22 protein-coding genes are annotated in these 23,171 nt (G+C 65.3%); 19 read left to right on the forward strand and 3 right to left on the reverse strand.

Annotated features, from left to right (window positions below; genetic code table 11):
- The first annotated feature begins 29 nt into the window (after nucleotides 1–29).
- The 14 genes from ACNFIA_RS26395 (at nucleotide 30) to ispD (ending at nucleotide 15,837) form a co-directional block, all read left to right on the forward strand.
- Nucleotides 30–533, forward strand: coding sequence for an OmpH family outer membrane protein (locus ACNFIA_RS26395; protein ID WP_259756581.1), 504 nt, complete (start codon nucleotides 30–32; stop codon nucleotides 531–533).
- Nucleotides 533–1,594 (forward strand): UDP-3-O-(3-hydroxymyristoyl)glucosamine N-acyltransferase, encoded by a 1,062-nt coding sequence (gene lpxD, locus ACNFIA_RS26400; RefSeq protein ID WP_416789933.1) that lies wholly within the window; start codon nucleotides 533–535, stop codon nucleotides 1,592–1,594. Before ACNFIA_RS26395 ends, lpxD begins: the two co-directional genes overlap by 1 nt.
- A 48-nt stretch (nucleotides 1,595–1,642) precedes the next feature.
- Nucleotides 1,643–2,083, forward strand: coding sequence for a 3-hydroxyacyl-ACP dehydratase FabZ (gene fabZ, locus ACNFIA_RS26405; protein WP_259756577.1), 441 nt, complete (start codon nucleotides 1,643–1,645; stop codon nucleotides 2,081–2,083).
- A complete protein-coding gene (gene lpxA, locus ACNFIA_RS26410; protein ID WP_416789935.1) occupies nucleotides 2,080–2,856 on the forward strand; it encodes an acyl-ACP--UDP-N-acetylglucosamine O-acyltransferase in 777 nt (258 codons plus the stop codon). Before fabZ ends, lpxA begins: the two co-directional genes overlap by 4 nt.
- 23 nt (nucleotides 2,857–2,879) lie before the next feature.
- Entirely contained in the window at nucleotides 2,880–4,001 is a 1,122-nt protein-coding gene (lpxB, locus tag ACNFIA_RS26415; RefSeq protein ID WP_416790024.1) for a lipid-A-disaccharide synthase, read from the forward strand.
- Nucleotides 4,001–4,612 (forward strand): ribonuclease HII, encoded by a 612-nt coding sequence (gene rnhB, locus ACNFIA_RS26420; RefSeq protein ID WP_416789936.1) that lies wholly within the window; start codon nucleotides 4,001–4,003, stop codon nucleotides 4,610–4,612. The genes lpxB and rnhB overlap by 1 nt, the downstream gene beginning before the upstream one ends.
- Before the next feature lie 154 nt (nucleotides 4,613–4,766).
- Nucleotides 4,767–8,297: a DNA polymerase III subunit alpha gene (gene dnaE, locus ACNFIA_RS26425; RefSeq protein ID WP_416789937.1), complete on the forward strand. Its 3,531-nt coding sequence runs from the start codon at nucleotides 4,767–4,769 to the stop codon at nucleotides 8,295–8,297.
- Between the two features lie 114 nt (nucleotides 8,298–8,411).
- The gene (gene accA / locus ACNFIA_RS26430) at nucleotides 8,412–9,362 is read left to right on the forward strand and encodes an acetyl-CoA carboxylase carboxyl transferase subunit alpha (RefSeq protein WP_259756567.1); all 951 of its coding nucleotides are present in this window, start codon (nucleotides 8,412–8,414) and stop codon (nucleotides 9,360–9,362) included.
- 69 nt (nucleotides 9,363–9,431) lie between these two features.
- On the forward strand, nucleotides 9,432–10,751 hold the full coding sequence (gene tilS / locus ACNFIA_RS26435; protein WP_416789939.1) for a tRNA lysidine(34) synthetase TilS: 1,320 nt from the start codon (nucleotides 9,432–9,434) through the stop codon (nucleotides 10,749–10,751).
- Between the two features lie 170 nt (nucleotides 10,752–10,921).
- Nucleotides 10,922–12,550, forward strand: a complete 1,629-nt coding sequence (locus ACNFIA_RS26440; protein WP_207885427.1) for a CTP synthase — start codon at nucleotides 10,922–10,924, stop codon at nucleotides 12,548–12,550.
- Between the two features lie 2 nt (nucleotides 12,551–12,552).
- Nucleotides 12,553–13,398: a 3-deoxy-8-phosphooctulonate synthase gene (gene kdsA, locus ACNFIA_RS26445; protein WP_416789941.1), complete on the forward strand. Its 846-nt coding sequence runs from the start codon at nucleotides 12,553–12,555 to the stop codon at nucleotides 13,396–13,398.
- Nucleotides 13,399–13,505: 107 nt separating this feature from the next.
- Nucleotides 13,506–14,795, forward strand: coding sequence for a phosphopyruvate hydratase (gene eno / locus ACNFIA_RS26450; RefSeq protein WP_259756562.1), 1,290 nt, complete (start codon nucleotides 13,506–13,508; stop codon nucleotides 14,793–14,795).
- Between the two features lie 62 nt (nucleotides 14,796–14,857).
- Nucleotides 14,858–15,142, forward strand: coding sequence for a cell division protein FtsB (gene ftsB, locus ACNFIA_RS26455; protein WP_017521200.1), 285 nt, complete (start codon nucleotides 14,858–14,860; stop codon nucleotides 15,140–15,142).
- Nucleotides 15,139–15,837, forward strand: coding sequence for a 2-C-methyl-D-erythritol 4-phosphate cytidylyltransferase (gene ispD / locus ACNFIA_RS26460; protein WP_416789943.1), 699 nt, complete (start codon nucleotides 15,139–15,141; stop codon nucleotides 15,835–15,837). The genes ftsB and ispD overlap by 4 nt, the downstream gene beginning before the upstream one ends.
- 364 nt (nucleotides 15,838–16,201) lie before the next feature.
- Here the strand turns inward: ispD and yedF are convergent, their stop codons facing one another.
- The 3 genes from yedF to ACNFIA_RS26475 form a co-directional block, all read right to left on the reverse strand.
- Nucleotides 16,202–16,450 (reverse strand): sulfurtransferase-like selenium metabolism protein YedF, encoded by a 249-nt coding sequence (gene yedF, locus ACNFIA_RS26465; protein ID WP_416789944.1) that lies wholly within the window; start codon nucleotides 16,448–16,450, stop codon nucleotides 16,202–16,204.
- Nucleotides 16,416–17,642 carry a selenium metabolism membrane protein YedE/FdhT gene (gene yedE / locus ACNFIA_RS26470; protein ID WP_416789945.1) on the reverse strand — a complete coding sequence of 409 codons (1,227 nt, stop codon included), beginning with the start codon at nucleotides 17,640–17,642 and terminating at the stop codon, nucleotides 16,416–16,418. Before yedE ends, yedF begins: the two co-directional genes overlap by 35 nt.
- Before the next feature lie 68 nt (nucleotides 17,643–17,710).
- A complete protein-coding gene (locus tag ACNFIA_RS26475; RefSeq protein WP_416789947.1) occupies nucleotides 17,711–18,604 on the reverse strand; it encodes a LysR substrate-binding domain-containing protein in 894 nt (297 codons plus the stop codon).
- A gap of 215 nt (nucleotides 18,605–18,819) precedes the next feature.
- Here ACNFIA_RS26475 and ACNFIA_RS26480 point away from each other — a divergent pair, with 215 nt between their 5' ends.
- The 5 genes from ACNFIA_RS26480 to surE are packed head-to-tail and all read left to right on the forward strand — an operon-like array spanning nucleotide 18,820 to nucleotide 23,163.
- Nucleotides 18,820–19,932, forward strand: a complete 1,113-nt coding sequence (locus ACNFIA_RS26480) for an S-(hydroxymethyl)glutathione dehydrogenase/class III alcohol dehydrogenase (protein WP_259756556.1) — start codon at nucleotides 18,820–18,822, stop codon at nucleotides 19,930–19,932.
- A gap of 45 nt (nucleotides 19,933–19,977) precedes the next feature.
- Nucleotides 19,978–20,829, forward strand: coding sequence for an S-formylglutathione hydrolase (gene fghA / locus ACNFIA_RS26485; protein ID WP_416789948.1), 852 nt, complete (start codon nucleotides 19,978–19,980; stop codon nucleotides 20,827–20,829).
- A gap of 59 nt (nucleotides 20,830–20,888) precedes the next feature.
- Complete coding sequence (gene ispF / locus ACNFIA_RS26490; protein WP_416789950.1) at nucleotides 20,889–21,362, forward strand: 2-C-methyl-D-erythritol 2,4-cyclodiphosphate synthase; 474 nt, start codon at nucleotides 20,889–20,891, stop codon at nucleotides 21,360–21,362.
- Nucleotides 21,359–22,417 carry a tRNA pseudouridine(13) synthase TruD gene (truD, locus tag ACNFIA_RS26495; RefSeq protein WP_416789952.1) on the forward strand — a complete coding sequence of 353 codons (1,059 nt, stop codon included), beginning with the start codon at nucleotides 21,359–21,361 and terminating at the stop codon, nucleotides 22,415–22,417. The genes ispF and truD overlap by 4 nt, the downstream gene beginning before the upstream one ends.
- A complete protein-coding gene (surE, locus tag ACNFIA_RS26500; protein ID WP_416789953.1) occupies nucleotides 22,405–23,163 on the forward strand; it encodes a 5'/3'-nucleotidase SurE in 759 nt (252 codons plus the stop codon). The genes truD and surE overlap by 13 nt, the downstream gene beginning before the upstream one ends.
- Nucleotides 23,164–23,171: the final 8 nt, after the last annotated feature.

The raw sequence follows: 23,171 nt of genomic DNA on the forward strand, positions 1-23,171 counted from the left end.
GACAACCATGCTTTGTGCAGGAGTGCATTGTGCGTAAGTTGACCCAGTTCGTCCTGATCACCGCCGCCCTGGCAGCGAGCCCCGCGTTCGCCGACATGAAGATCGCGGTGCTCAACTATCAGATGGCACTCCTCGAGTCGGATGCGGCCAAGCAGTACGCCGTGGACGCCGAGAAGAAGTTCGGCCCGCAACTGAGCAAGCTCAAGGCGCTGGAAACCGACGCCAAGTCCCTGCAGGACAAGCTGGTCAACGGTGGCAGCAAGATGTCCAATTCGGAGCGTGAAAAGGCCGAGAGCGACTTCAAGCAGAAGGCCCGCGACTTCCAGTTCCAGTCCAAGGAGCTGAACGAAGCGAAGGCCGTCGCCGATCGTGACATGCTCAAGAAGCTCAAGCCGAAGCTGGACCAGGCCGTCGAGGAGACCATCAAGAAAGGTGGTTACGACCTGGTGGTCGAGCGTGGTGCCGTGGTCGACGTGAAGCCGCAGTACGACATCACCCGCCAAGTCATCGAGCGCATGAATCAACTGCGCTGATGATGACCCAGCAGTCCTTCACACTCGCCGAACTGGCTGCGCAACTCGATGCCGAGTTGCGCGGCGATCCCGCTCAGGTGATCAGCGGGCTGGCTACCCTGCAGGACGCAGGCGCCGGCCAACTGAGCTTCCTGGCCAATCCGCAGTACCGCAAGTTCCTCGACGGCAGCCAGGCCAGCGCCGTGTTGCTGACCGCCGCGGACGCCGAAGGCTATGGCGGCAATGCGCTGATCGTTGCCAATCCCTATCTGGCCTATGCCGGCCTGTCCCACCAGTTCGACCGCAAGCCGAAGGCCCCGGTCGGCATTCATCCCACCGCGGTGGTCGATGAGGGGGCGCAGGTCGATGCGACGGCCAGTGTCGGTCCCTACGCGGTGATCGAGGCGGGTGCGCAGATCGGCGCGAACGTCACCATCGGTGCCCACTGCTTCGTCGGCGCGCGCAGCGTCATCGGCGAGGATGGCTGGTTGGCACCGCGCGTGACGCTCTATCACGACGTGCGTATCGGCAAGCGCGTTGTGATCCAGTCCGGCGCCGTGCTGGGTGGCGAGGGCTTCGGCTTCGCCAACCACAAGGGCGTCTGGCAGAAAATCGCGCAGATTGGCGGCGTTACCCTGGGGGATGACGTCGAGATCGGCGCCAATACCACCATCGATCGGGGCGCGCTGTCCGATACCCTGGTGGGCAATGGCGTGAAGCTGGATAACCAGATCATGATCGCCCACAACGTGCAGATCGGTGATCACACCGCCATGGCCGGCTGCTGCGGGATTTCCGGCAGCGCCAAGATCGGCAAGCATTGCATGCTCGCCGGTGGCGTGGGGCTGGTCGGTCACATCGAGATCTGCGACAACGTCTTCGTCACCGGGATGACCATGGTGACCCGTTCGATTACCGAACCGGGCTCCTACTCCTCCGGTACCGCCATGCAGCCCGCGGCGGAATGGAAGAAAAGCGCCGCGCGCATTCGTCAGCTGGATGACATGGCCCGTCGTCTGCAGCAGCTGGAAAAGCGCCTGGCCGCCGTGACCCCAAGCGGAGACGCTCCATCAGATGCGTGATCCACGCATTTTTTGGCGTTTCCCTTTTCTGAACAGGCTCCCCTGAACATGATGGACATCAACGAGATTCGCGAATACCTGCCTCATCGCTACCCTTTCCTGCTGGTGGATCGGGTGGTGGAGCTGGACATCGAAGGCAAGCGCATTCGCGCCTACAAGAATGTCAGCATCAACGAGCCGTTCTTCAATGGCCACTTCCCGCAACATCCGATCATGCCGGGCGTGCTGATCATCGAGGCCATGGCCCAGGCGGCCGGCATCCTCGGTTTCAAGATGCTCGACGTGAAGCCGGCCGACGGCACCCTGTATTACTTCGTCGGTTCCGACAAGCTGCGCTTCCGCCAGCCGGTACTGCCGGGTGACCAGTTGCAGCTCAATGCCCAGTTCATCAGCGTCAAGCGTGGCATCTGGAAGTTCGACTGCCATGCCACCGTCGATGACAAGCCGGTATGCTCGGCCGAAATCATCTGTGCGGAACGCAAACTATGAGTTTGATCGATCCTCGCGCCATCATCGACCCGCGCGCAAAGCTGGCTGACGACGTACAGGTGGGCCCCTGGTCCATGGTCGGGCCGGATGTGGAGATCGGCGAAGGTACGGTGATCGGTCCGCACGTGGTGGTCAAAGGCCCCACGAAGATCGGTAAGCACAATCGGATTTTCCAGTTCTCCAGCGTCGGTGAAGATACCCCCGACCTGAAGTACAAGGGCGAGCCGACTCGCCTGGTGATCGGCGACCACAACGTGATCCGCGAGGGTGTCACCATCCATCGCGGCACCATCCAGGATCGTTCGGAAACCACCATTGGCGACCACAACCTGTTCATGGCCTACGTTCACGTCGGCCACGATAGTGTGATCGGTAACCATTGCATTCTGGTGAACAACACCGCCCTGGCGGGTCATGTTCATGTGGATGACTGGGCGATCCTCTCCGGGTACACCCTGGTCCACCAGTTCTGCCGCATCGGTGCGCACGCCTTCTCCGGCATGGGCACCACCATCGGCAAGGACGTCCCGGCCTATGTCACGGTCTTCGGCAACCCCGCCGAGGCCCGCAGCATGAACTTCGAGGGCCTGCGCCGTCGGGGCTTCAGCGCCGAGTCGATCCAGGCGCTGCGCCGGGCCTACAAGGTGGTCTACCGCCAGGGCCTGACGGTGGATGAGGCGTTGGCCGAGTTGGGCGAAGCCTCCGAGCAGTTCCCGGAAGTCGCCGTGTTCCGCGACTCCATCCAGAGTTCCACCCGCGGCATCACCCGCTGACCGTGCAACCGACCGCACGCAAGCTGCGCGTCGCCCTGGTCGCGGGCGAGGCGTCCGGCGATATCCTCGGCTCCGGCCTCATGCACGCGCTCAAGCAGCGCCACCCCGACATCGAGTTCATCGGTGTCGGCGGTCCGCGCATGCAGGCCGAAGGGCTGCAGTCGCACTTTCCGATGGAGCGCCTGGCCGTCATGGGGCTGGTGGAGGTACTTGGCCGCCTGCGCGAACTGCTGCGCCGGCGCAAGGACCTGGTGAAGATGCTGATCGCCGCCAAGCCGGACGTGTTCATCGGCATCGACGCGCCGGACTTCAACCTGAACATCGAATTGAAGCTGCGCCGCGCGGGTATCCGCACGGTGCACTACGTCAGCCCGTCGGTCTGGGCCTGGCGGCAGAAGCGTGTCCTGAAGATCAAGCAAGCCTGCGACCTGATGCTCGCGCTGTTTCCCTTCGAGGCGCGCTTCTACGAAGAACATGCGGTGCCGGTGCGTTTCGTCGGTCATCCGCTGGCCAACACTATTCCGTTGGAAGCCGACCGTGCCGGGGCGCGCGAGCGTCTCGGCCTGCCGCCGACTGCCGGTGTCGTGGCGCTGCTGCCGGGAAGCCGGGGAGGGGAGGTCGGCAAGCTCGGCGCGCTGTTCCTCGATACCGCCCAGCGCCTGCTGGCGGATCGCCCCGATCTGCGCTTCGTGCTGCCCTGCGCCAGTCCCGAGCGCCGCGTGCAGATCGAAGCGATGCTCGCCGGTCGCGACCTGCCGGTGCAGTTGCTCGACGGCGCCTCCCACGAGGCGCTGGCCGCCTGCGACGCGGTGCTGATCGCGTCCGGCACCGCGACGCTGGAAGCCTTGCTGTACAAGCGGCCGATGGTCGTCGCCTACAAGGTGGCGCCCATGACCTACCGCATCCTCAAGCGCCTGGTGAAGAGCCCCTACATTTCGCTGCCCAACCTGCTGGCCGGTCGCCTGCTGGTGCCCGAGCTGATCCAGGATGCGGCAACGCCCGAGGCGCTGGCCACGACGCTGCTGCCGCTGCTCGATGACGGTCGTGTGCAAACCGAATCCTTCGACGCCATCCACCGCGCCCTGCGCCAGGATGCGTCCGCGCAGGCCGCCGATGCGGTGCTCGCCCTGGTGGAGAAACGCTGATGCAGATGGGCCTGGATTTCACCCTGGTGGAAGAACTGGTCGCCGGCGTCGACGAAGTAGGCCGTGGCCCACTGTGCGGCCCGGTGGTCACGGCGGCGGTGATCCTGGACCCGGCGCGCCCGATCCAGGGGCTCAACGACTCGAAGAAGCTCAGCGAAGCCCGTCGCGAGGCACTGTTCGACGAGATCCGCGAGAAGGCTCTGGCCTGGTTCATCGCCCGTGCCGATGTGCACGAGATCGACCAGTTGAACATCCTGCACGCCACCATGCTGGCCATGCAGCGCGCCGTGGAAGGCTTGAGTGTTACGCCAAAACTGGCGCTGATCGACGGTAACCGCTGCCCGAAGCTCAAGGTGCCTTCCGCTCCGGTGGTGCAGGGTGACGCCAAGGTGCCGGCCATTGCCGCGGCATCGATCCTGGCCAAGGTCAGCCGTGACCGCGAAATGCAGGAAATGGAGGCGCTGTACCCCGGCTATGGGATCGGCGGGCACAAGGGTTATCCCACCCCGGTGCACCTGGAAGCCCTCAAGCGCCTGGGCCCGACGCCCATCCATCGGCGCTCCTTCGGCCCGGTGCGCGACCTGCTGGAAAATCCCGCCGGCATCCTGTAACACCCTGTTATTACTCTGGAATTCCTCGCGGCCAGCGCCCCGCCGATGACCCCGGTCAGCCGGCGCGACGGCTGGCCGATTGATCCCTGTAGCTTTGCGGACGGCCCCGGTACAATCCGGGGCTTGCCGTTTTTCGCGTTTGCCAAGGACCACCATGACCGCCACCTTCGTTCACCTGCGTCTGCACACCGAATTCTCCCTGGTCGACGGCCTGGTACGGGTCAAGCCGCTGATCAAGGCGGTTGGCGCAGCGGGCATGCCGGCGGTGGCGGTAACCGATCTGAACAACATGTGTTCGCTGGTGAAGTTCTACAAGACCGCCATGGGCGGTGGCATCAAGCCGATCTGCGGCGCCGATATCTGGCTGGCCAACCGCGACGATGACGGCCCGCTGACCCGCCTGACGTTGCTGGTGATGAATCCCAAGGGCTACCGCAACCTGACCGAGCTGATTTCCCGTGGCTGGCAGGATGGTCAGCGCAACGGCGAGATCATCATCGAGCGGCAGTGGGTGAAGGAGGCCGCCGAAGGCCTGATCGCGCTGTCCGGCTCCAAGGAGGGCGAGATCGGCATGGCCCTGCTGGAAGGCGACGATGCGCTGGCCGACTCGCTGCTGGCCGAGTGGCTGGAGGTCTTCCCGGATCGCTTCTACCTCGACATCCAGCGCACCCACCGGGTCAACGACGAAGAGCACGTGCATGCCGCCGTCGCCCTGGCCGAGCGTAGCGGTGCGCCCCTGGTGGCCACCAACGATGTGCGCTTCATCAAGCAGGAAGACTTCGAGGCGCACGAAACCCGCGTGTGCATCGGCGAAGGCCGCGCCCTGGATGATCCGCGCCGCTCGCGCAACTACTCCGACCAGCAGTATCTGAAAAGCCCGGAGGAAATGGCCGAGCTGTTCAGCGACATCCCCGAGGCTCTGGCGAACTCCGTCGAGATCGCCAAGCGCTGCAACATCGACGTGCAGCTGGGCAAGTACTTCCTGCCCAACTTCCCGATTCCCTTCGAAGGCATGGACATCAACGACTACCTGCGCCATGTCTCCTACGAGGGCCTGGAGGAGCGCCTGGCGGTGCTGTGGCCGAAGGAAACCACGCCCAACTACGAAGAGAAGCGGCAGGTCTACGTCGACCGCCTGGAATTCGAGCTGGGCACCATCATCCAGATGGGCTTCCCCGGCTACTTCCTGATCGTGATGGACTTCATCAAGTGGGCCAAGAACAACGGCGTGCCGGTCGGCCCCGGCCGGGGTTCGGGCGCCGGCTCGCTGGTCGCCTACGTGCTGAAGATCACCGACCTCGACCCGCTGGCCTATGACCTGCTGTTCGAGCGATTCCTCAACCCCGAACGTATTTCCATGCCCGACTTCGACGTCGACTTCTGCATGGAAGGCCGTGACCGGGTGATCGACTACGTGGCCGGTGCCTACGGCCGTAATGCGGTCAGCCAGATCATCACCTTCGGCTCCATGGCCGCGAAGGCGGTGGTGCGTGACGTGGCACGGGTACAGGGCAAGTCCTACGGCCTGGCGGACAAGCTGTCGAAGATGATTCCCTTCGAAGTGGGCATGACCCTGGAGAAGGCCTTCGAACAGGAAGAAATGCTGCGCGACTTCCTCAAATCCGACGAGGAAGCCCAGGAAATCTGGGACATGGCCCTCAAGCTCGAAGGCATCACCCGCGGCACCGGCAAGCACGCCGGCGGCGTGGTGATCGCGCCCACCAAGCTCACCGATTTCGCCCCCATTGCCTGCGACGAAGAGGGCGCGGGCCTGGTGACCCAGTTCGACAAGGACGACGTGGAGGCCGCCGGCCTGGTGAAGTTCGACTTCCTCGGCCTGCGTACCCTGACCATCATCAAGTGGGCGATGGAGATCATCCATCGCATCCAGCGCAAGAACGGCGAGACCGAGCTGGTCGACATCGACCGCATCCCGTTGGACGACAAGAAGACCTACGACCTGCTGCAGAAGGCGGAAACCACCGCGGTATTCCAGCTTGAATCGCGCGGCATGAAGGAGCTGATCAAGAAGCTCAAGCCGGACTGCCTGGAGGACCTCATCGCACTGGTGGCACTGTTCCGCCCCGGCCCCCTGCAATCGGGCATGGTGGACGACTTCATCAACCGTAAGCACGGCCGCGAAGAGATTTCCTACCCCCACCCGGACTACCAGTACGCAGGCCTGGAACCCGTGCTCAAGCCCACCTACGGCATCATCCTGTACCAGGAACAGGTGATGCAGATCGCCCAGGTGATGGCGGGCTACAGCCTCGGCGGCGCGGACATGTTGCGTCGCGCCATGGGCAAGAAGAAGCCCGAGGAAATGGCCAAGCAGCGCGGCGGCTTCATCGAAGGTTGCGCCGGCAATGGCATCGACGCCAACCTCGCGGGCAACATCTTCGACCTGGTGGAAAAGTTCGCCGGCTACGGCTTCAACAAGTCCCACTCGGCCGCCTACGGCCTGGTGTCCTACCAGACCGCCTGGCTGAAGACCCACTGGAAAGCCCCGTTCATGGCCGCGGTACTCACCGCGGATATGCAGAACACCGACAAGGTGGTGACGCTCATCGAAGAGTGCCGCCACATGAAGCTGCGCATTCTCGCGCCGGACGTTAACAACTCCGAGTTCCGCTTCACCGTGGATGACGAGGGCCAGATCGTCTACGGCCTCGGCGCGATCAAGGGCGTCGGCGAAGGCCCGGTGGAAGCCATCACCGAGTGCCGCAACGAGGGCGGGCCGTTCAAGAACCTGTTCGATTTCTGCGATCGCATCGACCTCAAGCGCGTCAACAAGCGCACCCTGGAGGCGCTGATTCGCGCCGGTGCGCTGGACCGCCTCGGCCCTCACTTCCACGAAGAGCAGAAGGCCTACCACGCCCACGTCGACATCAACCGCGCGGTGCTGCTGGCGTCCATGGAAGAAGCCGTGAAAGCCGCGGAGCAGACCTCGCGCAGCCATGACAGCGGCCACATGGACCTGTTCGGCGGCGTCTTCGCCGAGCCGGAGGCCGACGTCTACGCCAACCATCGCAAGGTCAAGGAGCTCAATCTCAAGGAGCGCCTGAAGGGCGAGAAGGACACCCTCGGCCTGTACCTGACCGGCCACCCCATCGACGAGTACGAAGGCGAGGTGCGACGTTTTGCCCGCCAGCGCATCGTCGAACTCAAGCCGGCGCGCGATACCCAGACCGTTGCCGGCCTGATCGTCAACCTGCGGGTGATGAAGAACAAGCGCGGCGACAAGATGGGCTTCGTGACCCTGGACGACCGCTCCGGCCGTATCGAGGCCTCGCTGTTCGCCGAAGCCTTCGCCGCCAACCAGGCGCTGTTGCAGACCGACGCGCTGGTGGTGATCGAAGGCGAAGTCAGCCAGGACGATTTCTCCGGTGGCCTGCGCCTGCGCGCCAAGCGCGTGATGGGGCTCGAAGAGGCCCGCACCTCCCTCGCGGAAAGCCTGCGGGTGCGGGTGCATGCCGATGCGCTCAAGGGCGACCGCCTGCGCTGGCTGGCTGATCTGTGCACCCGTCACCGCGGCAGCTGCCCGGTCACGGTCGATTACAGCGGCGAGTCGGCCCGTGCGTTGCTGCAGTTCGGCGAGCAGTGGCGGATCGACCCGGCAGACAACCTGATTCAAGCGTTGCGTGACCAGTTCGGCCGCGACAACGTCTTCCTGAACTACCGCTAGCGTGAGCGGTGGCCGAAGGCCGCCCGCCCGCCAGTCTCGACCCTCGGCGCCCGATACCGTAAGGTAGGGCGCCTACGGACCAGGCCCAGCCGCCAACAGAACGACGGATAGCCCATGAACCCGAATTTTCTCGATTTCGAACAGCCCATTGCCGACCTGCACGCCAAGATCGAAGAGCTGCGCCTGGTCGGTAACGACAACGCGCTGAACATCACCGACGAAATCTCCCGTCTGCAGGAGAAGAGCAAGGCGCTGACCGAGAACATCTTCGGCAACCTGTCCAGCTGGCAGATCGCCCAGCTCGCGCGCCATCCGCGTCGTCCTTATACCCTGGACTACATCGAGCACATCTTCACCGAGTTCGAAGAGCTGCACGGCGACCGTCATTTCGCCGATGACGCTGCCATCGTTGGCGGCGTTGCCCGCCTGGAAGACCAGCCGGTGATGATCATCGGTCACCAGAAAGGCCGCGAAGTACGCGAGAAGGTGCGCCGCAACTTCGGCATGCCGCGTCCGGAAGGCTACCGCAAGGCCTGCCGCCTGATGGAAATGGCCGAACGCTTCAAGATGCCGATCCTCACCTTCATCGACACCCCCGGCGCTTACCCGGGCATCGATGCCGAGGAGCGTGGCCAGAGCGAAGCCATCGCCTGGAACCTGCGCGTCATGGCGCGCCTGAAAACCCCGATCATCGCCACCGTCATCGGCGAAGGCGGCTCCGGCGGCGCGCTGGCCATCGGCGTCTGCGATCAGCTGAACATGCTGCAGTATTCCACCTACGCGGTGATCTCGCCCGAAGGTTGCGCCTCCATCCTCTGGCGTACTGCCGAGAAGGCGCCGGAAGCGGCCGAGGCCATGGGCATCACCGCCAACCGCCTGAAGGACCTGGGGATCGTCGACAACGTCATCCCCGAGCCGCTGGGCAGCGCCCATCGCGACCCGGCGGCCATGGCGCAGACCATCCGCCAGTCCCTGCTCGGCCAACTGGACACCCTGAACCAGCTGAGCACCGACGAGCTCCTGGCGCGCCGCTACGAGCGCCTGATGAGCTACGGCGTCGCCTGATCGACGCCTTCGGCGCAGCGTGGGTGACGAGGTATGCTGGCCTCGTCCCCGACCCTGCCGACCTGCGCCATGTCTGCTGAACTCGAATCCCGACTGCTGAGTGTTCTCGCCCCTTGGCGCTGTGCGCCGGCGTGGCGTGTCGCCTTGTCCGGCGGGCTGGATTCCACCGTTCTCCTGCACCTGCTGGTGCGACTCGCTTCCCGCGAGGCCGTGCCGCCGATCACCGCTATTCATGTGCACCATGGCCTGCAGGCCGTCGCCGATGCCTGGCCCGCGCATTGCCAGCGCTTTTGCGATGAACTGGGCGTGCCCTTGCAGGTTGCCCGCGTGCGCGTCGACGACGGCGCGAGCCTCGAGCGCGCTGCGCGTGACGCTCGCTATGGCGTATTCACCGCGGCGTTGGGAGAGGGCGAATGCCTGCTGACCGGCCAGCACCGCGATGACCAGGCGGAAACCGTGCTGTTCCGGCTGTTCCGGGGTGCCGGGGTGCGCGGCCTGTCTGGCATGGCTGCCAGCCGTCCGCTGGGGGCCGGCATGCTGTTGCGTCCGCTGCTGGGGATAACGCGCGCTGAGCTCGAGCGCTATGCCCGCAACGAGGGGCTGAGCTGGGTCGAGGACCCGTCCAACGCCTGCGATGACCATGACCGCAACTACCTGCGCAACCAGGTACTGCCGGGCATCGTCCAGCGCTGGCCCGCGGCCGTCGAGACCATTGCCCGCAGCGCCGAGCACCTGGCGGAAGCCGACGGGTTGCTGAGCGAACTGGCACAGAACGACCTGCACCAGGCGGGGGCGCGTAACGAATACATCGGCATGCCATTGCCATCGTTGGCCATCGCGGCCCTGGCCGAATTGAGCGAGCCGCGCCAGCGCAATGCATTGCGTCACTGGCTTGCGCCTCTCGCGCGCCTGCCGGACAGCGCGCACTGGGCCGGCTGGCAGGACCTGCGCGATGCCCGTGAAGACGCCGAGCCGATCTGGCGCCTCGCCGATGGCGAGCTGCGCCGTGCCCACGGCCGGCTCTGGTGGCTGGCCAGGTCCTGGTTCGGTTTCGTGCCGTCGGATCAGGCCTGGCGCGATCCGTCGCAGCCGCTTCTGCTGCCCACCAATGGTTCGCTGCATTTCGAGGGTGCGCCGCCGAGCGGGCCGCTGGTGGTGCGTTACCGGCAGGGCGGAGAGACCATGACGCTGGTCGGACGCGGCAGTCGGGATCTCAAGCGGCTGCTCAATGAAGCGGCCATTCCGGCCTTCCTGCGCGGTCGTCTGCCGCTGCTCTGGCGCGCCGACGAACTGCTCGGCGTGGCGCTGCTGCCGGGCCTGCGGGTGGAGGCGGGGCAGGGGTGGACGCTGCGCTGGACACCTCCGACGAATGACTCGGGTTTGAGCTGATAGCCGCTTTCCGGTAGACTACGCTCCCGTCTTGTACCGCTCCCGTCGATTCCCCCGGAATCAGCGGGAGTTCGCTATTTTCACGACGAAGTCGTGAGCCGGGTCTTGTACCCGACACCTTCGCTTCCCCGGCGGCCGAGCCGCCTAAACGCTGACATTCAGGGCTTTTCATGACGCGCTACATCTTCGTCACGGGTGGTGTTGTTTCTTCATTGGGGAAAGGCATCGCCTCGGCTTCCTTGGCTGCCATTCTGGAAGCGCGTGGCCTGAAGATCACGATGCTCAAGCTGGACCCCTACATCAACGTCGATCCGGGCACCATGAGCCCGTTCCAGCACGGTGAGGTGTTCGTCACCCACGACGGCGCGGAAACCGACCTCGATCTGGGCCACTACGAGCGCTTCGTTCGTACCACGATGACCCAGAACAACAACTTCACCACCGGCCGCGTCTACATGGACGTGCTGCGCAAGGAGCGCCGTGGTGACTACCTGGGCGCCACCGTGCAGGTGATTCCGCACATCACCGACGAGATCAAGCGTCGCATCATCAAGGGCGCCGGCGATGCCGACGTGGCCCTGGTTGAAGTCGGCGGCACCGTGGGTGACATCGAGTCGCAACCCTTCCTCGAGGCCATTCGCCAGCTGCGCGTGGAGATCGGCTCGCGCCGCGCCATGCTGATGCACCTGACGCTGGTCCCGTACATCGCCACCGCGGGCGAGACCAAGACCAAGCCGACCCAGCATTCGGTCAAGGAACTGCGCTCCATCGGCCTGCAGCCGGACATCCTGGTCTGCCGTTCCGACCATCCGGTGGACGTCTCCTCCCGTCGCAAGATCGCCCTCTTCACCAACGTGGAAGAGCGCGCGGTCATCTCGCTGGAAGACGTCGACACCATCTATCGCATTCCCTCCGTGCTGCACGCCCAGGGCGTCGATGACCTGGTCGTCGAGCGCTTCGGCCTGGAGTGCGGCCCGGCCGACCTGTCCGAGTGGGACCGCGTGGTCGACGCCAAGCTCAACCCCGAGCGCGAAGTCACCATCGCCATGGTCGGCAAGTACATGGAACTGCTCGACGCCTACAAGTCGCTGATCGAAGCCATGACCCACGCGGGCATCCAGAGCCGCACCAAGGTCAACCTGCGCTACATCGACTCCGAGGACATCGAGCAGCAGGGCACCAGCCTGCTCGAAGGCGCCGACGCCATCCTGGTGCCGGGCGGCTTCGGCCTGCGCGGCGTGGAAGGCAAGATCACCGCCGTGCAGTACGCCCGCGAGAACAAGGTTCCGTACCTGGGCATCTGCCTGGGCATGCAGGTGGCCGTCATCGAGTACGCCCGCAACGTGCTGGGCTGGACCGATGCCAACTCCACCGAATTCGACAAGTCCAGCGGCCATCCGGTCGTCGGCCTGATCACCGAATGGCAGGACGCCACCGGCGCCACCGAAGTGCGCACCGAGGCTTCCGACCTGGGCGGCACCATGCGCCTGGGCGCCCAGGAATGCCTGCTGTCCGCCGGCACCCTGGTGCACGACTGCTACGGCAAGGACGTGATCGTCGAGCGTCACCGTCACCGCTACGAAGTGAACAACAATCTCCGTCCGCAACTGGAAGCCGCCGGGCTGAAGATTTCCGGCCGCTCCGGCGACGGCGCGCTGGTGGAAGTCGTGGAAGCGCCGGACCATCCGTGGTTCGTGGCCTGCCAGTTCCACCCGGAATTCACCTCCACCCCGCGTGATGGCCACCCGCTGTTCAGCGGCTTCGTCAACGCCGCCCTGAAACAAGCCGGGAAAGCCTGAGCATGAGCCAGAAGATCATCCGCGTCGGTGATATCCAGATCGGCAACGACCTGCCGTTCGTGCTGTTCGGCGGCATGAACGTGCTGGAGTCGCGCGACCTGGCCATGCAGGTCTGCGAAGAGTACGTGAAGGTCACCCAGAAGCTGGGTATCCCCTACGTGTTCAAGGCCAGCTTCGACAAGGCCAACCGTTCCTCGATCACCTCGTTCCGTGGTCCGGGTATGGAAGAGGGGCTGAAGATCTTCGAAGAGATCAAGAAGACCTTCAACGTGCCGGTCATCACCGACGTGCACGAGCCCTACCAGGCCGCTCCGGTGGCCGAGGTCTGCGACATCATCCAGCTGCCGGCCTTCCTGTCCCGGCAGACCGACCTGGTCGTGGCCATGGCCAAGACCCGCGCGGTGATCAACATCAAGAAGGCCCAGTTCCTCGCACCGCAGGAGATGAAACACATCCTGCGCAAGTGCGAGGAGGCCGGTAACGACCAACTGATCCTCTGCGAGCGTGGCTCCTCCTTCGGGTACAACAACCTGGTGGTGGACATGCTCGGCTTCGGCATCATGAAGCAGTTCGAGTACCCGGTGTTCTTCGACGTGACCCATGCCCTGCAGATGCCGGGCGGCCGCGCCGATTCCGCCGGCGGTCGCCGCGCCCAGGTCACCGACCTGGCCAAGGCCGGCATGAGCCAGGGCCTTGCCGGCCTGTTCCTGGAGGCCCATCCGGACCCCGAGAACGCCAAATGCGACGGCCCGTGCGCGCTGCGCTTGAACAAGCTCGAGCCTTTCCTGTCCCAGCTCAAGCAGCTGGATGACCTGGTCAAGAGTTTCCCCACCATCGAGACTGCCTGAGAATCCGCTCGTTGCGCCCCGTAGCGTCAAGCTCGGCGGGGCATCGAGCAGGTTCTGATGTCTCACCAGCCGCCCCGTTTATCTCTATCTTCGGAGTGTTATCAAGAATGGCAAAGATCGTCGACATCAAGGGCCGTGAGGTCCTGGACTCCCGCGGCAACCCGACCGTTGAAGCGGACGTGATCCTGGACAACGGCATCGTCGGCAGCGCTTGCGCCCCGTCCGGTGCATCCACCGGTTCCCGCGAGGCCCTCGAACTGCGCGATGGCGACAAGAGCCGTTACCTGGGCAAGGGCGTGCTGAAAGCCGTGGCCAACATCAACGGCCCGATCCGCGACCTGCTGCTGGGCAAGGACGCGGCTGACCAGAAAGGTCTGGATCACGCGATGATCGACCTCGATGGCACCGAGAACAAAGGCAAGCTGGGCGCCAACGCCATCCTGGCCGTGTCCCTGGCTGCCGCCAAGGCCGCCGCTCAGGCCAAGGGCGTGCCGCTGTACGCGCACATCGCCGACCTCAACGGCACCCCGGGCCAGTACTCCATGCCGGTTCCGATGATGAACATCATCAACGGCGGCGAGCACGCCGATAACAACGTCGACATCCAGGAGTTCATGGTTCAGCCGGTGGGCGCCAAGAACTTCGCCGACGCGCTGCGCATGGGCGCCGAGATCTTCCATCACCTCAAGGCCGTGCTGAAGGCCCGTGGGCTGAACACCGCCGTGGGTGACGAAGGCGGCTTCGCGCCGAACCTGGCTTCCAACGAAGACGCCCTGGCCGCTATCGCCGAAGCCGTCGCCAACGCCGGCTACAAGCTGGGCGAAGACGTGACCCTGGCCCTGGACTGCGCCTCCTCCGAGTTCTTCAAGGACGGCCAGTACGACCTGGAAGGCGAAGGCAAGGTGTTCAGCGCCGAAGGTTTCGCCGACTACCTGGCCGGCCTGACCCAGCGCTACCCGATCATCTCCATCGAAGACGGCATGGACGAGTCCGACTGGGCTGGCTGGAAAGTCCTGACCGACAAGATCGGCGCGAAGGTGCAGCTGGTCGGTGACGACCTGTTCGTGACCAACACCAAGATCCTCAAGCGCGGCATCGACGAGAAGATCGGCAACTCGATCCTGATCAAGTTCAACCAGATCGGCTCGCTGACCGAGACCCTGGAAGCCATCCAGATGGCCAAGGCCGCCGGTTTCACCGCCGTGATCTCGCACCGTTCGGGCGAAACCGAGGACAGCACCATCGCTGACCTGGCCGTCGGCACTGCCGCTGGTCAGATCAAGACCGGTTCTCTCTGCCGCTCCGACCGCGTTTCCAAGTACAACCAGCTGCTGCGTATCGAAGAGCAGCTGGGCGCCAAGGCGCCGTACCGTGGTCGCGCGGAATTCCGCGGCTGATCCGAGTCTGGTACGGTGAAGGGGTGGCAGGAGCCACCCCTTTGCGTACAGGGAGCTGAAGGTTGAGGTTACGTAGCCCTTACTGGCTGTTCGTCGTGCTGATCCTGGCGCTGGCCGGCCTGCAGTATCGCCTGTGGGTTGGCGATGGCAGCCTGGCGCAGGTGCGCGACCTGCAGAAGCAGATCGCCGACCAGCAGGGCGAGAACGAGCGCCTGCTCGAGCGTAACCGCATCCTCGAGGCGGAAGTCGCCGAGCTCAAGAAAGGCACCGAGACGGTCGAGGAACGTGCCCGCCACGAACTCGGCATGGTCAAGGACAAGGAAACCCTCTACCAGCTCGCGCAATGACCACTCCTGCCTTCTGGGCCGTGATCCCGGCCGCCGGCATCGGTTCGCGGATGCGCGCCGACCGCCCCAAGCAATACCTCGACCTCGCCGGTCGCAGCATTCTCGAACGTACCCTCGACTGTTTCCTCGGCCATCCCCGGCTCAAGGGGCTGGTGGTCTGCCTGGCCACCGACGATCCCTGGTGGCCGACCCTGCCGAGCGCATCCAATGAACGCATCCAGCGTGCCGACGGCGGCCGCGAGCGTGCCGATTCCGTGCTCAACGGACTGCTGCGCCTGACCGAGCTGGGCGCCGGCAGTGATGATTGGGTGCTGGTGCACGACGCCGCCCGCCCGAACCTGGCGCGGTCCGATCTCGATCGCCTGCTGGATGAGCTGGAATTCGACGCCGTCGGTGGGCTGCTGGGCGTTCCCGCGCGGGATACGTTGAAGCGCGTCGGCGCCGACGGTCGCGTGGTCGAAACCATCGACCGCAGCGTGGTCTGGCAGGCCTACACCCCGCAGATGTTCCGCCTCGGTGCGCTGCACCGCGCGCTCGCCGATGCCCTGGTGGCCGACGCGGCGATCACCGACGAGGCATCTGCCATGGAATGGGCGGGCTACCAGCCGCGCATGGTGGAAGGGCGCATCGACAACATCAAGGTCACCACCCCGGAAGACCTGCAGCGCCTGCAGCGCCATTTCGCCAAGCCCTGATTCCGCTCGCGACCGCCACGCCGCCGGTGTAGCACCGGACTCCTGTAGGAGCGGGCCATGCCCGCGATCGTGTGCATCTCGCGCTCCTGCAGGTTGAGCGATGCGTAGGAGCAACGGTCTTCTTTCTGGCAAGTTTGTACCGACGTTTCCCCCTCACCCCAGCCCTCTCCCGGAGGGAGAGGGAGCAGGTTGTGCCGGCTGATGCTGTAATTTCATCCTGCACCGAACGGTTCCCTCTCCCTCGGGGAGAGGGTGAGGGCAGGCCCGAGCGCTGGGATATCACTGTTGGAGCGGACTTCATCCGCGACAGGTTCGAATCGCGCCGGAAGCCATCGCGGACGGAGTCCGCTCCTACGTAAGCCTCTCAGCCCAGCAACGGCACCTCGATCAAAAAGCGGAACAGTGCCCCGTGCTGCTCCACTGCCAGGCAGTGGTAGCCATGGCGCTGGGTGTCTTCCGGAATGCCATGCACCGACTGCGAACAGTCGGTGATCACCTCCAGCAGATCGCCCGGCTTCAGGGTCTCCAAGGTTTCCAGGGTGGCGATGGCGTTGTAGGGGCAGTGTTCGCCGCGCAGATCAAGCGACAGCGTCGGCATCTTGGTGTCGGGCATCGGACGGTTTCCGTTTACGGGTGAATCGTTTTGCGTTCAGTTGCACCAGCAGCATGCACAGCGCAAGGCCGGCGAAGGTGATCAGCAGCCCGCCGCCAGGACCGAACGCCTGCAGCAGGTTGAGCTTGGGATAGGGCAGGGCGAGGCGGGTGCCGAGCTCGTCCCAGTACACCGCGACCAGGGTGCCGCCGATCACGTTGCCGATCCCCACCACCCAGAAGTGCACCTGGCCTTCCATCGAACGGTACATCCAGCCGGTCTCGCAACCGCCGGCGAGGACGATGCCCAGGCCGAACAGCACCCCGCCGATCACCGCATTCGGGCCCATCCAGAAAATCTTCGGCGGCAGGCCGTTGTGAATGGCGGCGAAGGTGCCGACGCAGGCGGCTGCCATGCCCAGCAGGATGCCCATTGCGGCCTGGGTGCGGCCGGTGGTCCAGAGGTCGCGCGCGGCGCTGGTGAAGCAGATCTGCGCACGTTCGATGAGCCCGCCGAACAGCAGGCCGAACAGGCAGGCCATGCCCAGCACCAGCGAGACCTCGAAGCGCCAGGCGGCGAACAGTGCGGCGATCGCCAGCACGCCCATGCCCAGGCGCCACTGCAACTGGGCGCGGCGCGCCAGGGCCTCGGCGCTCGGCAGTGCCGCCGCCTTGCCGCCGACCTTCAGCGGAACGCGCAGAAAGGGCAGCAGGCTGATCTTCACGCCGAACCAGGCGCCGAGCACAGTGGCGAACATGAAGGCCCAGGCGTGCACCGAGAACATCGGGATACCGGTGAAGAACGCCGCCAGGTTGCAGCCCATCGCCAGGCGCGCGCCGAAGCCGGCGATCACTCCGCCAATCAGGCCCTGTACCAGGCGGCGCTTGCTGGTCGGCCAGCGCAGGCTGACGTTGCCCGCCCAGAGCGCACAGATCAGCGCGCCGAAGAACATGCCGATGATCATCACGCCGTCGATGCGGTCCAGCGGGGTGCCTTGCAGGCCAATGATCTTGAAGTAGCTCCATTCCTGCGGCTGCAGGCCGAACCAGGACAGCACATGGCCGCCCCAGCGGGTGAACTCGCCGGTGACCGCCCAGAAGGTGCCGGTCATGGCGAAGTAGTAGGCCGAGATCACACCGAGGGCGACCAGGGTCGGCAACGGCGACCAGAAGCGCAGGAGGTAGCGCTCGCGAAAGGAGTAGAGGGCTGACATGTCGTCGTCCTTGAACCGTGGAGTAGGAAACCGGGCATTCTAGCGAACGCCGATTCCTGCCGTTTGCTTCACGGCAACGGAGAGTGCTCAAGATGCTGTAGGCCTTCCTTGAGATGGTCCACCAATTGGCGAACCTTCGGGGACAAGTGCCGCTGTTGCGGATACAGCGCCCAGACCCCCGTGTTCGGCGGTTGGTGCGCCTCCAGCAGGGATACCAGGCGGCCGCTGCGCAGATGTTCCAGCACGTAGTAGTCCGGTAGCTGGCACAGGCCGAAGCCGCGCAATGCCGCATCCAGCACCGCCTGGCCGCTGTTGCAGCGCCAGTTGCCCTGCACCCGGTGCTGGGTCTCGCGACCGTCCTCGAGGAAGCTCCACTGGTCGCTGCTGCCCACCAGGCAATTGTGCCGCGCCAGCTCCGCCACGCTCTGCGGGGTGCCGTGGAGATCCAGGTATTGCGGCGTCGCGCACAGGTACATCACCCGCGGCGCCAGGCGGGTCGCCACCAATCGCGAATCGCTGAGGCGGCCGAGGCGGATGGCCAGGTCGAATCCTTCGTGGAGCAGGTCCAGCTGGCGGTTGGACAGCTCGATCTCGACCCGCAGCTGCGGAAACTCGGCCATGAATTCGTTCACCAGCGGCACCACGAAACGCTCGCCATAGGCCACGGCGCAGGTCATGCGCAGCAGGCCCTTGGGTTCGGCGGAGAGATCGCTGACCGCGCGCAACGCTTCCTCGCGGGCGTCCTGCAGGCGCCGGCAATGCTGCAGGAAGGTCTGCCCGGCTTCGCTCAACGTCACCTTGCGCGTGCTGCGGTAGAGCAGGCGTGTCTGCAGGCGCTCCTCCAGGCGTGCGACCTGGCGGCTGACGTGGGACGACGACACGCCCAGGCGCTCGGCGGCGGCCGTGAATTGGCCGGTTTCGGCGACGGCGACGAATTCGTCCAGTCCTTCCCAGCGGTGCATCTGGATTATCCCTGTATTGCAATAATGTTTTGATTATTGCCTGATTATTCCCTGAAACGGGGTTTTCTACACTTCCCAGGCTTTGGGCTGCGCGTTTGCCGAGTGGCCCGATCGCTCCCCGACGTGGCTGTGGCCCGTCCCGGTTTCTCGGCCGCCGCGCCGAACCCGTCCGCCCCTGGCGGGCGTTGTCGTTTCCATCGTTCAGGAGTTTCCCGATGATCAAGTCCCGTGCCGCCGTCGCCTTCGCCCCCAACAAACCGTTGGAAATCGTCGAAGTGGATGTGGCGCCGCCGCAGAAGGGCGAGGTGCTGGTGCGCATCGTTGCCACCGGCGTCTGCCACACCGACGCCTACACCCTGTCCGGCCAGGATTCCGAGGGTGTGTTCCCGTGCATCCTGGGCCACGAAGGTGGCGGCATCGTCGAAGCGGTGGGCGAGGGCGTGACCTCGCTGAAAGTGGGCGACCACGTGATCCCGCTGTACACCGCCGAATGCCGCGAGTGCAAATTCTGCAAATCCGGCAAGACCAACCTCTGCCAGGCCGTGCGCGCCACCCAGGGCAAAGGCCTGATGCCCGACGGCACCAGCCGCTTCTCCTACAACGGCGAGCCGATCTATCACTACATGGGCTGCTCGACCTTCTCCGAGTACACCGTGCTGCCGGAAATCTCCCTGGCGAAGATTCCCGAGGAGGCGCCGCTGGAAAAGGTCTGCCTGCTCGGCTGCGGCGTGACCACCGGTATCGGCGCCGTGCTGAACACCGCCAAGGTGGAAGAGGGTGCCACCGTGGCCATCTTCGGCCTGGGCGGCATTGGCCTGGCTGCGATCATCGGCGCGAAGATGGCCAAGGCCTCGCGCATCATCGCGGTGGACATCAACCCGGCCAAGTTCGACATCGCCAAAGAACTGGGCGCCACCGACTTCGTCAATCCCAAGGATCATCAGAAACCGATCCAGGAAGTCATCGTCGAAATGACCGATGGCGGCGTGGACTATTCCTTCGAGTGCGTGGGCAACGTCCAGCTGATGCGCGCCGCGCTGGAGTGCTGCCACAAGGGCTGGGGCGAATCCACCATCATCGGCGTTGCCGGTGCCGGCCAGGAAATCAGCACCCGCCCGTTCCAGCTGGTGACCGGTCGCGTTTGGCGCGGTTCCGCCTTCGGTGGCGTGAAAGGCCGCACCGAGCTGCCCAGCTATGTGGAAAAGGCGCAGAAGGGCGAAATCCCGCTGGATACCTTCATCACCCACACCATGGGCCTGGAGAAGATCAACGAGGCGTTCGACCTGATGCACGAAGGCAAGAGCATCCGCTCCGTCATCCATTACTGATCGAACCGCCGGGCGCCTCGCGCGCCCGGCCTCACAGGAGGCTCCATGACGGATTCCATCGAACTCATCAGCAGCCAGAAGAGCTTCGGCGGCTGGCACCAGCGCTACCGCCACCGTTCCGCCACGCTGGGCTGCGACATGGTCTTCGCGGTCTACCTGCCGCCCCAGGCCGAGCCCGAGGCGGGCCTGCCGGTGCTGTACTGGCTGTCCGGGCTGACCTGCACCGACGAGAACTTCATGCAGAAGGCCGGCGCCCAGCGTGTGGTGGCAGAGCTGGGCATCGTCATCGTCGCGCCGGATACCAGCCCGCGCGGCCCGGACGTGCCGGGCGACCCGGATGGCGCGTGGGACTTCGGCCTCGGCGCCGGCTTCTACGTCAATGCCACCCAGGAGCCCTGGGCGCGCCACTACCGCATGCACGACTACGTGGTGCAGGAGCTGCCGGCGCTGATCGAGGCGAACTTCCCGGTGTCGCAGAAGCGCGGCATCAGTGGCCACTCCATGGGCGGCCACGGCGCGCTGATCTGCGCCCTGCGCAATCCCGGACGCTATCGGTCGCTGTCGGCGTTCGCCCCCATCAGCCACCCGAGCGACTGCCCCTGGGGGCAGAAGGCGCTGGGGCGCTTCCTCGGTGAAGACCCGGCCGCCTGGCGCGAGTGGGATGCGGTCGAGTTGCTGGGTAACGCCAGCGAGCGCCTGCCGATCCTGGTGGACCAGGGCGACCGCGATGACTTCCTCGCCGTGCAGCTCAAGCCCCAGGCCCTGCGGGACGCGGCGGCTGCGGCCGGTCACCCGCTGGAGCTGCGCCTGCAGCCTGGGTACGACCACAGCTACTACTTCATTGCGAGCTTCATCGAAGATCACCTGCGTCACCACGCCGCGGCGCTCTGCGACTGACACCCACAGGGCAGTGATCCGGTAGAATCGACGCCCTGACATTTACAGGGCGTTTTTTCATGCGTATCGGACATGGCTACGACGTACACCGCTTCGGCGAGGGCGACTTCATCACCCTGGGCGGCGTGCGTATTCCCCACAGGTTCGGGCTCCTCGCGCATTCCGACGGCGACGTACTGCTGCACGCGCTCTCCGATGCCCTGCTGGGCGCCTGCGCGCTGGGCGACATCGGCAAGCACTTCCCCGATACCGACCCGCAGTTCAAGGGCGCCGACAGCCGCGCACTGCTGCGCCATGTCCTGAGCCTGGTGGAAGCCAAGGGCTGGAAGGTGGAAAACGTCGACACCACCATCATCGCCCAGGCGCCGAAGATGGCGCCGCACATCCAGCGCATGCGCGAAACCATCGCCGCTGACCTGAAGGTCGAGCTGGATCAGGTCAACGTCAAGGCCACCACCACCGAGAAACTCGGCTTCACCGGCCGCGAGGAAGGCATCGCGGTTCACGCCGTCGCCCTGCTGGCCCGCGCATGACCGAGCTGGAACTGCTGGGCCCGCGCGCCCATGGCGAATCCTGCGGCCGTGCGGTGCTCAAGGCCGTGGCCGAAGACTTCCAGGTCGACGAGGTGCTGGATATCCCGCTTTCCGGCGACGGCGAACACCTCTGGCTGTGGGTCGAAAAGCGCGGCCTGAACACTGAGGAGGCCGCCCGCCGCCTGGCCCGTGCGGCCGGTGTGCCGGTGAAGATGATCAGCTATGCCGGCCTCAAGGATCGCCAGGCGCTGACCCGCCAGTGGTTCAGCCTGCACCTGCCGGGCAAGTCCGACCCGGACCTGGCGGGCGCCGAGGATGACAGCCTGCGCATCCTCGAACGCAACCGCCACCGCCGCAAACTGCAGCGCGGCGCGCACTCGGCGAACGGCTTCACCCTGCGCCTGACCGAGCTGCAGGCGGATCGTGAGCGACTCGAAGCGCGATTGAAGGCCATCGTCGCCCAGGGCGTGCCGAACTACTTCGGCACCCAGCGTTTCGGCCATGACGGTGGAAACGTCTTCGACGCCCGCGGCTTTGCCGAGCGCGGCAAGTTGCCGGAACACCGCAACATGCGCTCGCGACTGCTGTCGGCGGCGCGCAGCTACGTTTTCAATCAGGTGTTGGCGCGCCGGGTGGCCGAAGGCACCTGGAACCGCGCGCAGGTCGGCGACCTGCTGGCGTTCACCGACAGCCGCAGCTTCTTCCCTGCGGGGGAGGCGGAGTGCGCCGATCCGCGCCTTGCCGCGCTGGACCTGCACCCCACCGGTCCGCTGTGGGGCGAGGGCGATTCACCGGCGGCGAACCAGCCCGGCGAGATGGAACGTAGCGTGCAACACAGCGAGATGGCGCTTTGCCAGTGGCTCGCCAGTGCGGACATGGCGCACGAACGGCGCATTCTGCGCCTCCCCATCCCGGGCCTTACATGGCATTATCCCGCCCCTGACATTCTGCAACTGGAATTCGTCCTGCCGGCTGGCTGCTTCGCCACCGTGGTAGTGCGCGAGCTGATCGACCTCGTGCCGGCAGGGCAGACGGAAAGCCCATGCGCATATTGATTGCCAACGACGACGGGGTCACTGCACCCGGTATCGCCGCGCTTCACGACGCGCTGTCCGCGTATGCGGACTGCATCGTGATCGCCCCGGAAACCGACCGTAGCGGAGCGAGCAGCTCACTCACGCTGGATCGGCCGCTGCATCCCCATCGCCTGGGCAATGGCTTCATCAGCCTCAACGGCACCCCGACCGATTGCGTGCACCTGGGGCTCAATGGCCTGCTGGACGAATTGCCGGACATGGTCGTCTCGGGCATCAACCTCGGCGCCAACCTGGGTGATGACGTGCTCTATTCGGGCACCGTGGCGGCGGCCCTGGAGGGACGCTTCCTGTCCCGTCCGGCCTTCGCCTTCTCGTTCTGCTCGCGGCTGACCGACAACCTGCCCACCGCGATGCATTTCGCCCGCCTGCTGGTGGAGTCCCACGACAAGCTCGACCTGCCGCCGCGCACCGTGCTCAACGTGAACATCCCCAACCTGCCGCTGGACCGCATCAAGGGCATCCAGCTGACGCGCCTTGGCCACCGGGCCCGCGCTGCGGCGCCGGTGAAAGTGGTCAATCCACGCGGCAAGGAAGGCTACTGGATCGCCGCTGCCGGCGATGCCGAGGATGGCGGGGAGGGCACCGATTTCCACGCGGTCATGCAAGGCTACGTGTCCATCACGCCGCTGCAGATGGACCGGACCTTCCGGGAGGCGTTCAATGTCCTTGGCGACTGGCTCGGAGGGATCGACCATGGCCAATGAATTGTCCC

Origin of the sequence: Pseudomonas sp. NY15437 (genome assembly GCF_048068435.1) — a bacterium.
GTDB classification, from domain to species: domain Bacteria; phylum Pseudomonadota; class Gammaproteobacteria; order Pseudomonadales; family Pseudomonadaceae; genus Pseudomonas; species Pseudomonas nitroreducens_B.